Raw genomic sequence first — 13,144 nt, forward strand, 5'->3', positions numbered from 1 at the left:
AATCTTTGGGAGGAAACAATGAAAAGAATGCTAAAAACCGCCGCGGCTGCAGCGGCGCTGGCCTCGGCCGGTTCGCTGGCCGGCGCCGCCGAGCTGCGCCTGTCGCACCAGTGGTCCAACCAGGACATCCGTCACCAGGTGGCGCAGATCGTGGCCGACGAGGTCGCCGCCGCGGATGTGGATCTGGACATCAAGATCTTCGGGTCGAAGTCGCTGTTCAAGCCGCGCGAGCAGTACAAGCCGCTCAGCCGGGGACAGCTCGACATGACCGTGCTGCCGCTCAGCTACGCCGGCGGCCAGCAGCCCGCCTATAACCTGACGCTGATGCCCGGCCTGGTAAAAAACCACGACCACGCGGCGCGGCTGTCGCAATCGCCCTTCATGGAGGCCCTCGAAGAGAAGATGGCCGAGGATGACGTGATGGTGCTGGTGCACGGCTACCTCGCAGGCGGTTTCGTCGGCAAGGACAAGTGCATCACCGCGCCCGAGGACGTCGAAGGCCTACAGACCCGCGCCGCGGGCAAGTCGTTCGAGCAGATGCTGGCCGGGGCAGGGGCCTCGATCGCCTCGATGGCCTCGTCCGAAATCTACAACGCGATGCAGACCGGCGTGCTTCAGGCTGCCAACACCTCGTCGTCGTCCTTCGTCTCCTACCGGATCTACGAACAGGTCGCCTGCTATACCCCCGCCGGGGACGTGGCGCTGTGGTTCATGTACCAGCCGCTTCTCATGAACAAGTCGGCCTTCGAGGACTTGAACGAAGAGCAACAGGCCGCCCTGCTGGCCGCGGCCGAAAAGGCCGAAGCCTATTACCTCGAGGAAGCCAAGAAGCAGGACGCCGCTTCGGAAGAGGTGTTCCGCGAGGCCGGCGTGGAAATCGCGCAGATGAGCGCAGAGGACTTCGAAGCCTGGCGTGAACTGGCGCAGGAGACCTCGTACAAGGCCTTCGTCGAAGAGGTTCCGGACGGGCAGGAACTGCTCGACATGGCGCTGTCGGTCGAGTGACCCAAGCGCGGGGCGGCGACAGGCCGTCCCGCCACCTTTCCAAACTGAATGCTGGAGGCTCCAATGGCCGGCCATAGCTCCGCCGTTGCTTCCCATACCGGGAACAACCCCTTTCTGCGCGCGGTCGCGGCCCTGTCGACACTGGCCGGCTGGTGCTCTGCGGCGATGATCGTCGCGGCCGTCGCCATCACCTGCCAGATGATCGTCGTGCGCTTCGTCCTGAACGGCTCGACCATTTGGCAGACCGAGGCCGTGATCTACCTTGTCATCGCCGCCACGCTGATCGGCCTTCCTTACGTGCAACGCCTGCGCGGGCATGTGAACGTCGATCTGATCCCGCTGGCCCTGCCACCAAGGCCGCGGTTCTTCATGGCGATCCTGACCTCGGTTCTGTCGATCTCGATCGTCGCGGTGATGTTGTATTACGGCTATGATTACTGGCACTTCGCCTGGGACCGCGGCTGGAAGTCCGACACCGTCTGGGGCGTGCGGCTGTGGATCCCCTATCTCGCGCTGCCGGTGGGCTTCGGCCTGCTGCTGCTGCAACTGATCGCCGACCTTGTGGCCGTGCTGATCGGCGTCGACAAACCCTTCGGACTGGAGTGACCCGCGATGGATCCGCTTCTCCTCGGTGGCATCGTTGCCATCGCCACCATCCTCGTGCTGTTCTCGGGCGTCTCGGTGGCTATCGGCCTGCTGATCGTCTCGGCCGGGTTTCTGATTGTCTTCGACGGCGCCCGCTCGCTTGAGCTGATGCCCGAGATCCTGTTCGGCAAGCTCGACAATTTCGCGCTGCTGTCGATCCCGATGTTCATCATCATGGGCGCTTCGATTGCCTCGACCCGGGCGGGGGCTGATCTCTACGAGGCGCTGGAGCGCTGGCTGACCCGCGTGCCCGGCGGGCTGGTGGTGTCCAACCTCGGCGCCTGCGCGCTGTTTGCAGCGATGTCGGGCTCGTCGCCCGCCACCTGCGCCGCCATCGGCAAGATGGGCATTCCCGAAATGCGCAAGCGCGGATACCCGGACGGGGTTGCCGCTGGCTCCATCGCGGCGGGCGGGACACTGGGCATCCTGATCCCGCCGTCGGTGACGATGATCGTCTACGGCATCGCCACCGAAACCTCGATCGGGCGGCTGTTTCTGGCCGGTGTCATTCCCGGCTTCCTGCTGGTCAGCCTGTTCATGGCGTGGTCGCTCTATTCGACATGGCGCTCCGGGGACGCGACCCGGCTGGGATCGGGCAGCTACACCTGGGCCCAGCGGTTCGAGATCCTGCCGCGCGTTCTGCCCTTCCTCGCCATCATCCTCGGCGTGCTCTACGCCATGTACGGCGGTATCGCGACACCGTCCGAAACGGCGGCGGTGGGCGCGCTGCTCTGCCTGCTGATCGCGGTGATCATCTACCGCATGTGGCACCCCCGCGCGATCTGGCTTGTGCTGCGCGACAGCACCAAGGAGAGCGTGATGATCCTGTTCATCATCGCCGCTGCCGGGGTGTTCTCCTACATGCTCAGCTCGCTCTTCATCACCCAGTCGATCGCCGAATGGATCGGCACGCTGGACGTGAACCGCTGGGTTCTGATGGGCGCGGTCAACGTCTTCCTGCTGATCGCCGGCTTCTTCCTGCCGCCGGTCGCGGTGATCCTGATGGCGGCACCGATCCTGCTGCCTATCATCACCACCGCCGGGTTCGATCCGATCTGGTTCGCCGTGGTGCTGACCATCAACATGGAAATCGGCCTGATCTCGCCGCCCGTCGGGCTGAACCTCTATGTCATCAACGGCATCGCGCCGGATATCTCGCTCAAGACCATCCTCACCGGGTCGCTGCCGTTCGTGGCCTGCATGGTGCTGGCGATCTTCCTGCTCTGCCTGTTCCCGGGCCTCGCCACATGGCTGCCCGATATCGTCATGGGGGCCGCCGTATGACCCTGCTTGCCGACCTGCTGTCGACCGTCTTCGAACGCCGCTACCGCCGCGAGGCGCATGGCGCCGAGGATGGACGCCCCTTGACCGAGCTTGCCACGGCGCTGGTCGGAGCGACCGGCGAAACCACGGAACTGGCCATCGCCAAGGAGATCCTGTCGCGCTACCAGCGGCTCGACGACGCGCAGAAGCTCGACTTCTTCCGGTTCGTCGCAACCGCGATGAACCTCGATCCCGAAACTGTGCGCACCCGGCTGGAAGACTACGAGCTCAATCCCTCCAAGGCCAGCTACCGGGCCTTCGCCGAGGCCGCCGAGCCCCGCCGGCAAGAACTGATCCGCCGCCTGAATGGGGTTCCCGGCGCGACCGGAGACCTGGTCGAGATGCGCGCCGACCTGCTGCGGCTGGGCATGTCCGAGCCGGAACTGGCGGCCTTGGATCTGGATTTCCGCCACCTGTTTGCCTCGTGGTTCAACCGGGGCTTTTTGGTGCTGCGTCCGATCAGTTGGGAAAGTCCAGCGCATATCCTCGAAAAGATCATCGCCTACGAGGCGGTGCACGCCATCGACAGCTGGTCCGATCTGCGCCGCAGGCTCGAACCGTCGGACCGCCGCTGCTTCGCCTTCTTCCACCCGTCGATGCCGGACGAACCGCTGATCTTCGTCGAGGTCGCGCTGACCAAGGGCATCGCGGGGTCGGTGCAGGACCTGCTGGCCGATGACCGTCAGGCGTTGCCCGAGGCGGAGGCCGACACCGCGATGTTCTATTCGATCTCGAACTGCCAGTCGGGCCTTGCCAGCATCTCGTTCGGCAATTCCTTGATCAAGCAGGTCGCCGCGGATCTGTCGGCGGCCTTGCCCGGCCTCAAGACCTTCGCCACCCTGTCGCCCATTCCCGGCCTCACCAAGTGGCTGGAGAAGGAGGGCCACCGCTGGAACGCCGTTGACCCGGCGCAGATGAAAACCCTGGCCGCGCACTACCTGCTGAACGCCAAGGCCCAGACCGGTCTGCCCCTCGATCCGGTGGCCCGGTTTCACCTTGCCAACGGCGCGGTCGTGCACGCCGTCCACAGCGACGCCGATACCTCCGAAAAGGGGCGCGCCCAGTCCGGTGGCACGATGGTGAACTACCTTTACGATCTGGCGCGCGTCGCGCAAAACCACGAGGTATTCGTCACCTCCTGCAAGGTCGTCGCCACCAAGGACGTCAAGGCGCAGGCTGACGCCGCCGTCCTCTCTCCGACAGAAGAAAGCTGAGCTCATGGCGAACCCTCTCTACGATGGCCTCTTTGGCGTGCATTCTGGTAGGGCCACCCCGTTCCTGCACCTGCCCGACGGACGGACGATCACCCATAGCGCGTTCCTCGCAACAGGGGCCCGGATCGCAAACGTGGCCTCCGCGCTGGGCCTCAACCCCGGCGACCGCGTGGCCGTTCAGGTCGAAAAGTCGGCCGAGGCCCTCGCGCTCTATGCCGCCTGCGCGCAGGCCGGGCTGGTCTTCCTGCCGCTCAACACCGCCTACACCGTCGATGAACTGAGCTACTTCATCGAAAACAGCGGCGCGTCGCTGATCGTCTGTGACGGCAGCAGCGAAGAGACACTCGGCGCTGTCGCGCAGCAGCTTAACGCCCGGACCGAAACCCTGAACGCCGACGGCAGCGGCAGCCTGATGGATAAGGCCCGCGACATGCCCGAAACCTTCGCCACGGTCGACCGCACGGGCGACGATCTGGCGGCCTTCCTCTACACCTCGGGAACCACCGGGCGGTCGAAGGGGGCGATGCTGACGCAGGACAACCTGCTGTCCAACGCGCGTACGTTAGTCGACGAATGGCGCTTCACGGCGGATGACGTCCTGCTGCACGCCCTGCCGATCTTTCACACCCACGGGCTGTTCGTGGCGACGAACGTGACGCTTGCCGCGGGCAGCAGCATGATCTTTCTGCCGAAGTTCGACCTCGACCAGATGATCGCCCGGATGCCCGAGGCGACCACCATGATGGGCGTGCCCACCTTCTACACGCGGCTGCTGGGCGACGACCGCTTCACCGGCGACCTCGCCCGGCATATGCGGCTGTTCATCTCCGGCTCCGCGCCGCTGCTGGCCGAGACGCATGTCCAGTTCGAAAAGCGCACCCGCCACCGTATTCTGGAACGCTACGGCATGACCGAAACCAACATGAACACCTCGAACCCCTATGACGGCGAACGCCGGGCGGGCACGGTGGGCTTTCCGCTGCCCGGGGTCGAACTCAAGATCACCGATCCCGAGACCGGCGACACCCTGCCTGACGGCGACGTCGGCCAGATCGAGGTGCGCGGGCCGAACGTCTTCAAGGGATACTGGCAGATGCCTGAAAAGACGGCGGCGGAACTGCGCGACGACGGGTTCTTCATCACCGGCGATCTCGGTCGTATCGACGAAGACGGCTACCTGCAGATCGTCGGCCGCAACAAGGACCTGATCATCTCCGGCGGCTACAACATCTACCCCAAGGAACTCGAGCTGGTCCTCGACGATCAACCCGGCGTGCTGGAAAGCGCAGTGATCGGCGTGCCGCATCCCGATTTCGGCGAAACCGTGCTGGCCGTGATCGTGCCCGAGGCCGGCGCCGCCCTGGATCCCGACCGGTTGATGGAGGCCGTGCGCCAGTCCACCGCGCGGTTCAAGCATCCCCGCAAGCTGGTCATGCTCGACGAACTTCCGCGCAACACCATGGGCAAGGTGCAAAAGAACATCCTGCGCGCGCAGTACAAGGACACCTTCGCAACCTGACCGGCCTGCGCCTGCGGCAGGCCCGCAGGCGCGTCAGCCGTAGAGCCGCAGCATCTCGTTCAGATCGTCCAGCGTGTTGGCCTCGCCCACCGGCTTGTCCTTGCGCCAGCGCAGCATCCGCGGAAACCGCAGCGCGACGCCGGATTTGTGGCGGGTCGACGGCTGGATGCCCTCGAAGCCGATTTCGAACACGTGGTGCGGCTTGACCTGCCGCACAGGCCCGAACTTCTGCAGGGTATTCTTGCGGACCCAGGCGGTGATCTGGCGGAACTCGGCGTCGGTCAGGCCGGAATAGGCCTTGGTGAAGGGGGTCAACTCGTCACCATTCCAGACCGCGAAGGTATAGTCGGTGAACAGGTTGGCCCGCCGACCGCTGCCCGACTGCGCATAGATCATCACCGCGTCGATGGTCAGCGGTTCCACCTTCCATTTCCACCAGTCGCCGCGCTTGCGCCCGGCCAGATAGGGGCTTTCGCGGCGCTTCAGCATCAGCCCTTCGACGCTGTGCCTGCGCGACTCCTCGCGCACCTCGGCAAGATGGTCCCAGCTGTCGAAGACGACCTCGCGCGATACGCGGATGGGGATGTCGGCAGGGATGTCGGCCAGCATGTCGAGCAGCCTTTGGCGACGCTCGGCGAACGGGGTCTGGCGGATGTCGGCGCCATCCGCTTCCATCACGTCGTAGGCCATGAAGACCACCGGCGCCTCGCGCAGCACCTTGGCGGGCACCTTTTTCAGCCCGATGCGCTTTTGCAGCGCGTTGAAGCCCAGCGGCGCCTCGTCGGCAAAGGCCAGCAACTCACCGTCGAGCACGGTGCCGTCGGGCAGGAAATCGGCCAGTTGCGCCAGTTCCGGAAAGCGGTCGGTCATCAGCTCCTCACCGCGCGACCAGACATGATGCGTGCCCTCGCGCAGGATGAACTGGCCCCGGATGCCGTCCCACTTGCGCTCGGCATGCCACAGGGCCGGGTCGCCCAGATCCTCGGGCTCATCCACCGGATGGGCAAGGTAGAACGGATAGGGCCGCGACAGGTCGGCACCGGGATCATCGCTTTCGATCAGCGCGTCCCAGGTGGTGGTTTCCGGCGTCCATGTGCCCATCAGCTTGTGGGTTAGCACCGCCTCGTCCTGCCCGGTCGAAATCGCCAGAGCGCGGGTCATCAGCTTGGCGCTGACGCCGATCCGAAAGCCGCCGGTGAGCAGCTTGTTGAACAAAAAGCGCTCGCGGGTCTCGAGGTTGTTCCAGGCATCGAGGATGGCGGCCTTGCGGTCCTCGTCTTCCTTGGCCGCAAGGCCCTTGACGAAGGCGATCCAGTGGCTGAGGCTTTCGTCGCGGGTGCTGGCGGGCTCGGGCAGGACAAGGCTGATGGTCTCGGCCAGATCGCCCACCACCGAATAGCTTTCCTCGAACAGCCAGTCCGGCAGGCCGGCGATTTCCGCCGCCCATTCCCGCAGCCGGGTCGAGGTGATCGCCCGTTTCGGCCGCCGTCCGGTGAACAACGCGATGGCCCAGAGCCGGTCCTCCGGCGGGGCGGTGCCCAGGTATTCGGCCAGCGCCTCAACCTTGACGCTGGTCTTGGTGGTTTCGTCGACCTTGGAAAACAGCGTGGCGAAATGTTTCATGCGGCATCGTCCGCATCGTCGCCGGTGTATTCCGTGGCCACCACATGCGCGTCATACCCCTGTTCCGACAGATAACGCCGGAACGGACCGGTATAGCCATGGGTGACGAATATCTTCTCGGCCCCGGTCGCCTTGATCGCGGTGTTCAGCCCCTCCCAGTCGGCATGATCCGACACCACAAAGCCCCGGTCGGTGCCGCGCCTGCGCCGCACGCCCCGCATGGCCATCCAGCCCGAGGCAAAGGCCGTGGCGGCACCCGAAAACCGCCGCACCCAGCCGTGCGAGGTACTTGATGGTGTCGCGATGATCAGCGCGCCGGGATGGGTCTTGGCCGAGACCTCCTCGGTAATGCGCACCGTGGGCGGCAGGTCGATGCCCTGCGCCCGCAGCACCTCGGTGACGTTCTCGACGGCGGTGGCGGTCAGGATCGGGCCCTGCGCGGCATCCACCGTCCGCATCAGCCGCTGCGCCTTGCCCAATGCGTAGGCCCCGATGATCGACGCGCGGCCCTCGGCGGCATTCGTGGCCCACCAATTGTTGACCTGCCGGGCCAGCTCGTCCTGCGGGGTCCACTTGAAGATCGGCAGCCCGAAGGTGCTTTCCGAGATGAAGGCGTGGCATGTCACCGGCTCAAAGGCCTCGGACAGCCCGTCGTCGACCACCTTGTAATCGCCCGAGGCCACCCAGACCGCGCCCTTCACCTCCACCCTTATCTGCGCCGATCCGGGAACATGGCCGGCGGGGTGGAAGGACACCGTGGCGCCGCCGATCTGCCGGCGCTCGCCATATTCGATGGTCTCGATCTTCGCCTCCTCGCCCAGCCGGTACTGCATCACCGGCGCGGCCGCACGGGTGGCAAGGTAGCTGCCCATCCCCCACCGCGCGTGATCGGCATGGCCGTGGGTGATCAGCGCGCGGGGCACCGGGCGCCACGGATCGATATGAAAATCGCCTGCGGGGCAATAGATGCCGTCATCGGTGAAGGTCAGAACGTCTGTCATGGCACAGCATATAGGCCGCACCGCGCCCCGGCACAGTCACGCATGCCCGTCAGGCCGCGTCAGCACGAATAGCGCCGCCCCGCCCATGCAGACCGCCTGGATCGCCAGCACCGGCGCATCCAGCCCCAGCCAGGTGCTGAACGCCAGCGAGGCCGCCATCATCGACACCGCGAGGATCTTGTGGCGACGGGCGATGGCGCCGTTCTCCTGCCAATCGCGAATGATCGGGCCGAACTTTCGGTGTCCCTCAAGCGCCGCTTGCAAGGTCGGCGAACCGCGCGAAAAGGCAAAGGCGGCGAGCAGGATGAAGGGGGTCGTCGGCATCACCGGCAGCAGCACGCCGATCATGCCGAGGATGAAGGAAAACCCGCCCACCCCGATCCAGAAGCTGCGCGCCGCGTGACGGCGTGCCCGCAGCACCCTGACCTTGCGCCTGCGATTCATCGGGTGATGGCGGCGACAAGGTCGTCGTCGGGGAAACAGGTGGCGTCGCGGCCATTGGCCTCCTGCCATTCGCCAATCGACCGGCGGGTCTTGAAGCCGGGCAGCCCATCGGCCCCGCCCACATCCTTGCCCAGCGCCTCCAGCGCACGCTGCATCCGGGCGATGTCCGACCGGTAAAGCTTGCCGACATCGCCCCAACGGCCCTGAAAGTCACCCACACCGTACTGGATGCGGTCGCCGACATGCCCGACGAACAGCGCGTAGAGGTCCGAGTTGTTGTAGCTTTTCAGCACGTAGAAATTGGGCGTCACCAGAAAGGCCGGCCCGTGCCGCCCAGCGGGCATCAGCAGCGAGGCCGGGCCGTCCAACTCGTGATCGGGGAAGGGCCGGCCCGACACGCGGGTGATGCCCATGTCGGCCCAGTCGCGGATCGGCTTGCGATTGTCTGGGCCTTCCAGCGCGCAGGACACGGCGTCGGGCACATTGACCTCGAACCCCCAGTCGCGCCCCGGCACCCAGTCGTGCAGCTTGAGGTAATTGCCGATCGAGGCCAGCGTATCGACCTCGGATCGCCAGATATCCGCCTTGCCGTCGCCGTCGCCATCGGCGGCGTATTCAAGGAAACTGGACGGCATGAACTGCGGCTGGCCCAGCGCCCCGGCCCAGCTGCTCTTGATGGCGCTTTCCGGCGCATGGCCGGCCTCGGCAATCTGCAACGCGGCGATCAGCTCGCGCGAGAAGTATTCGGCGCGGGTGCTCATGAACCCCTTGGTGCCCAGCACGCGGAAGGTGTTGTAACGGATCGGCACCTGGCCATAGCCGCTTTCGCGGCCCCAGATCGCCAGCGCGATCCGCCCCGGCACCCCGGTCTGGTCTTCGACCTTCCTCAGGGTGTCCGCATAGCGCCGCGCCATCTGCTTGCCGATCCTTGTGGCGCTGTCCACGGAACTGCGGTTGAAATATCGCCCGGGTGAGCCGAACTCGGCCTGTCGCTGCGTCTTCGGTGTCTCGGGTTCGGTCCCCGGCACCACAAGGTCGGGTAGGTCCCAGTTGAGCGTCACACCGTCGAAGGCAGCCTCGAAAGTGCTGCGAGAAACACCCTTCGCCTCGGCACGCGGCCAGACGTCTTCCTGCAGCCAGCTGCGGAACTGAAGCTCCACGCTCTGCCGGTCCTGCGCAAAGCCGGGCAGGGCAAGGACAGCAAGGGCCAGCGCGCAGGCATGTTTTCGAAAGGTCATGGGCAGGCAACTCCGGTCAATGGTCACGCGATTACCTAGCGCAGATCGCCGCACAGCACACATCACGAGGCCGGGTTTTCGTCAGCTCCCGGCATGCATTACCGGGCATCGCGGCGTATCACGTATTCGCGCCCGGCCTTCAGCGGCCCTGGCACCTCGGTCTCCGACCCGTCGCGCCAGCGGATCGTCAGGCTGTCGGCGCTCTCGGCGTCCGCAAGGCCGAAATGCGCTTTGGGCGCGTCGAAGGACATGAAGCCGCCACCCAGCTGGATTTCGCGGCTTTGCGTCTTGCCGCCGTGGACAAGCGTCAGCCGTGCGCCGATGCCGTCACGGTTGCCGGCGTGATCCTCCAGCACGAAGCGGATGGCGTTGCCGGTCTGGGTATCGTTGCGGAAGAAGGTTACCGGACCGTTGACCGGATGCGTGATCACGTCCAGATCGCCGTCGTGATCGGGGTCGAAGACGACGGCGGCGGCAGTCATCAGGTAATCTTCCAACCCCATCGGCCCGGACGCCTCGGTAAAGGTGGCGTCGCCGTTGTTGCGGAAAAAGAGGTTCGAGGGGCTGACCTCGTTCGGCACCCATGTGCCGTTGACGATATAGACATCCTGCCAGCCGTCGTTGTCGAAATCCGCGATCTTGGTGTCCCAGGACCAGCCGCCGATGTCCAGCCCGGCCTGCCCGGCGATATCGGCATAGCCGGCCGCGCCCGGTGCCAGCAGGACGTTGCTGCGCTTGATCTGGGGCAGGGCGCTGTCGATCTCGTCCTGCGTGACGCCGCGCTCGGGCAGGAAATGCACCTCGCAATAGGCCCGCGCGATGTCCTGGCTCACCGGGATCAGGTCGCACAGCTTGGGGTCGCGCCGCTGGATGGCGATGTCCTTGACCAACATGCCCTTGCATTCGCTTCGGTCCGGTTCATCGAGGTCCGCGCAGCGGTCGGCATAGGAGGGATCGAAGCGGTTGCCGGACTTGTACCAGGCCTTGATCTGCATGTTGCGGACGCAGGTGGCCTTCGCCTCGGGGGCCACGATACCATCGCAATATTGCGCCAGCGGCTGCATCTTCAGCGTTTCCGACACGCCCGAGGACCGCCCGGCGATCTGCGCGAAATACATCTGCGTCGCGCCGGTGTTGAACAGGTCCGCCGTCTTCACCGCCATGGTGGTCTGCGTGGTGTGCGGGATCAGTCCGGACTGCTTGCGAACGGCGGTGAACCCGCCGGTGCCGTCGCCGTGGTACACGTAATCCGGGACCGCGAAATCATTGCCCACCAACAGATCGGCCGTGCCGTTGCCGTCGACGTCGGAAAACAGGATCGACAGGGTCTCGCCGGGGATGCCGGGCAGGGGGCGGAATGTCTCGCCCAGCGTGTCGAGACCCTCGTTCAGCACGATCCGGTTGCGGCTTTCCTCGCCCGGGACCTGCCGATACCAGCCGGCAGCCCAGTTGCCAAAGGCGATGTCGAGGTCGCCATCGGCGTCCACGTCGTCAAAGGCCAGCGCCATGGTCAGCCGCGCCTCGGGCTGGTTGGGGATCGGCCGGGCAGTGGCGGGATCGAAGCTGCCCTGATCGTTGCGGATGACAAGGTTGCCGTCCAGATAAGTGGCCAACACCAGATCGGGCCAGCCGTCGTCGTCCATGTCGGCAAAGGCGGCGTTAAAGACATAGCGCCCTTCCAGCGCTCCGGTGTCCACGTCCACGCGCCGGAAGGTGCCGCCGGTATTTTCGTAGAGGTACAGCGCCTCTGCGGTCGACGCGATGGCAAGGTCGGTGTCACCGTCGCGGTCGAAATCGGCGGCGGCAAGGCTGCGGCCTTCCCAAAAGGGCGGCCACATGTCCTTGAAGGAAAACTCGATGGGCTTGTCGATGCCCAGTTCCAAGGCCTCCAACCGGGTGAAGGGTGCGTCGCCGGCGGCCGAACGCGGTGCGAAGGGACGTTCGGTCAGGGTGACTGTCGGCGATTGCGCCTCGGCCGGGGCGATGATCCGGGGCAGGGCGCCCAGCAGGATGTCGAGCGCGCGTTGCGACTGCCAATCATGGTATTTCTCGACCGCGACGCCGCCAAGCACGCCCAGCACCAGTACGCTCGCGGCCATGGCATTGGCAATGCGGAAGGAAAACGCCTGCGCCACGATGAAGTGGCTGTAGATCGAGAATGACCCCAGCGTGAACAGCAGAGCCATGACGTAGCCGTGGCTTGCGCCCGCCGACAGAAGCGCGCCGGTGACGACCACGTCAAAGGCAATCGGAACCGGCAGGAACAACCCGATGGCGGCGATCACCACCAGCAGGACGAGGTTGAATTCCAGCGAACCCAGCACATCCTGCGGCAGCAACGTCCCGGCAAGCGCGCCAAGGAACCCGGCCAGAAACATCAGCGGCACGGTCAGCCGGACGATGAACCACAGGTTCGCGGCATAGCTCTGCGCCACCGCACGGACCGCCGCCGGCAAGGTCTCGGACGCGTCGGCGGCCGGCGCCTGAAAGAATTCGGGGTCCGGCACCTTGATCGGCGCGATGTCGGGCGCGGGCAGGCCCCAGCGCACCACCAGCGGCACCACGATCAGGATCACCACGAGGCTCAGCGCGATCTTCAGCCCGGCGATATAGGCGGGCAGCAACGAAAAGGCCATCGTCAGCACCACGATGTTGAGCGTGGGCGAGGCGATCATCGCCGACAACGTGGTCTCGGCCCGCATCCCCGACGCCTTCAGCCCCCGCGCGATCGGGGCGGCGCAGTTGACGCAGACCCCCAGCGGCGTGCCGATGAACAATCCCAGCACCGAATTGGCCCAGGGCGACCGGAACGATCGCCGCCTGAGCGAGGCAAAGAGCGTCATCAGCGCCGCCGCGAACAAAAGCCCGAAGAACATGCCTTTCTTGTTGGTGTTCAGCCAGTTGATGGTCGAAACAGCGACCCGTTCGATCAGCCCCATGCCCTCGGTCAACTGCACGCGGGCCTCGAAACCGATCGGATCCTCCAACTGGATCGCACCGCTCATCATGGCCTTTTCGTCCAGCGCCGGATAGCGCGAGCCGGTCCAGAACAGGTAGGCCAGCACCAGCACGATCAGCGCTGCAAGGCAGAAGCGGGTCCTGTTCTCAACTGCGTCACTGAACATCGAAGCC

10 protein-coding genes are annotated in these 13,144 nt (G+C 65.5%); 5 read left to right on the forward strand and 5 right to left on the reverse strand.

The features are described 5' to 3' along the window. The first annotated feature begins 18 nt into the window (after positions 1-18). The 5 genes from dctP to AC04PT_RS01665 all read left to right on the forward strand — a co-directional run bounded on the left by dctP (position 19) and on the right by AC04PT_RS01665 (position 5,706). Positions 19-1,005, forward strand: coding sequence for a TRAP transporter substrate-binding protein DctP (gene dctP / locus AC04PT_RS01645; RefSeq protein ID WP_482871747.1), 987 nt, complete (start codon positions 19-21; stop codon positions 1,003-1,005). A gap of 63 nt (positions 1,006-1,068) precedes the next feature. Next, positions 1,069-1,611 carry a TRAP transporter small permease gene (locus AC04PT_RS01650; RefSeq protein WP_482872428.1) on the forward strand — a complete coding sequence of 181 codons (543 nt, stop codon included), beginning with the start codon at positions 1,069-1,071 and terminating at the stop codon, positions 1,609-1,611. Between the two features lie 6 nt (positions 1,612-1,617). Continuing rightward, positions 1,618-2,934, forward strand: coding sequence for a TRAP transporter large permease (locus tag AC04PT_RS01655; protein WP_482871748.1), 1,317 nt, complete (start codon positions 1,618-1,620; stop codon positions 2,932-2,934). Further along, positions 2,931-4,187 (forward strand): malonyl-CoA decarboxylase, encoded by a 1,257-nt coding sequence (locus tag AC04PT_RS01660; protein WP_482871749.1) that lies wholly within the window; start codon positions 2,931-2,933, stop codon positions 4,185-4,187. Before AC04PT_RS01655 ends, AC04PT_RS01660 begins: the two co-directional genes overlap by 4 nt. Positions 4,188-4,191: 4 nt before the next feature. Further along, a complete protein-coding gene (locus AC04PT_RS01665; RefSeq protein ID WP_482871750.1) occupies positions 4,192-5,706 on the forward strand; it encodes a malonate--CoA ligase in 1,515 nt (504 codons plus the stop codon). A gap of 33 nt (positions 5,707-5,739) precedes the next feature. Here the strand turns inward: AC04PT_RS01665 and AC04PT_RS01670 are convergent, their stop codons facing one another. From AC04PT_RS01670 to AC04PT_RS01690, 5 genes are all read right to left on the reverse strand, one after another. Then, positions 5,740-7,329 (reverse strand): ATP-dependent DNA ligase, encoded by a 1,590-nt coding sequence (locus AC04PT_RS01670; protein WP_482871751.1) that lies wholly within the window; start codon positions 7,327-7,329, stop codon positions 5,740-5,742. Beyond that, positions 7,326-8,330 (reverse strand): ligase-associated DNA damage response exonuclease, encoded by a 1,005-nt coding sequence (locus AC04PT_RS01675; RefSeq protein WP_482871752.1) that lies wholly within the window; start codon positions 8,328-8,330, stop codon positions 7,326-7,328. Before AC04PT_RS01675 ends, AC04PT_RS01670 begins: the two co-directional genes overlap by 4 nt. Positions 8,331-8,366: 36 nt before the next feature. After that, a complete protein-coding gene (locus tag AC04PT_RS01680; RefSeq protein ID WP_482871753.1) occupies positions 8,367-8,774 on the reverse strand; it encodes a YbaN family protein in 408 nt (135 codons plus the stop codon). Beyond that, positions 8,771-10,012, reverse strand: coding sequence for a lytic murein transglycosylase (locus tag AC04PT_RS01685; protein WP_482871754.1), 1,242 nt, complete (start codon positions 10,010-10,012; stop codon positions 8,771-8,773). The genes AC04PT_RS01680 and AC04PT_RS01685 overlap by 4 nt, the downstream gene beginning before the upstream one ends. A gap of 98 nt (positions 10,013-10,110) precedes the next feature. Beyond that, complete coding sequence (locus tag AC04PT_RS01690) at positions 10,111-13,137, reverse strand: FG-GAP-like repeat-containing protein (protein WP_482871755.1); 3,027 nt, start codon at positions 13,135-13,137, stop codon at positions 10,111-10,113. Positions 13,138-13,144: the final 7 nt, after the last annotated feature.

This window comes from Litorisediminivivens sp. KMU-197 (assembly GCF_056858395.1).

Excerpts from the sequence above, each read along its gene's own strand:
- AC04PT_RS01665 (WP_482871750.1), top strand. The coding sequence starts at position 4,192 with ATGGCGAACCCTCTCTACGATGGCCTCTTTGGCGTGCATTCTGGTAGG.
- AC04PT_RS01650 (WP_482872428.1), top strand. The coding sequence starts at position 1,069 with ATGGCCGGCCATAGCTCCGCCGTTGCTTCCCATACCGGGAACAACCCC.
- AC04PT_RS01670 (WP_482871751.1), bottom strand. The coding sequence starts at position 7,329 with ATGAAACATTTCGCCACGCTGTTTTCCAAGGTCGACGAAACCACCAAG.
- AC04PT_RS01655 (WP_482871748.1), top strand. The coding sequence starts at position 1,618 with ATGGATCCGCTTCTCCTCGGTGGCATCGTTGCCATCGCCACCATCCTC.
- AC04PT_RS01680 (WP_482871753.1), bottom strand. The coding sequence starts at position 8,774 with ATGAATCGCAGGCGCAAGGTCAGGGTGCTGCGGGCACGCCGTCACGCG.
- AC04PT_RS01660 (WP_482871749.1), top strand. The coding sequence starts at position 2,931 with ATGACCCTGCTTGCCGACCTGCTGTCGACCGTCTTCGAACGCCGCTAC.
- AC04PT_RS01690 (WP_482871755.1), bottom strand. The coding sequence starts at position 13,137 with ATGTTCAGTGACGCAGTTGAGAACAGGACCCGCTTCTGCCTTGCAGCG.
- AC04PT_RS01675 (WP_482871752.1), bottom strand. The coding sequence starts at position 8,330 with ATGACAGACGTTCTGACCTTCACCGATGACGGCATCTATTGCCCCGCA.
- dctP (WP_482871747.1), top strand. The coding sequence starts at position 19 with ATGAAAAGAATGCTAAAAACCGCCGCGGCTGCAGCGGCGCTGGCCTCG.
- AC04PT_RS01685 (WP_482871754.1), bottom strand. The coding sequence starts at position 10,012 with ATGACCTTTCGAAAACATGCCTGCGCGCTGGCCCTTGCTGTCCTTGCC.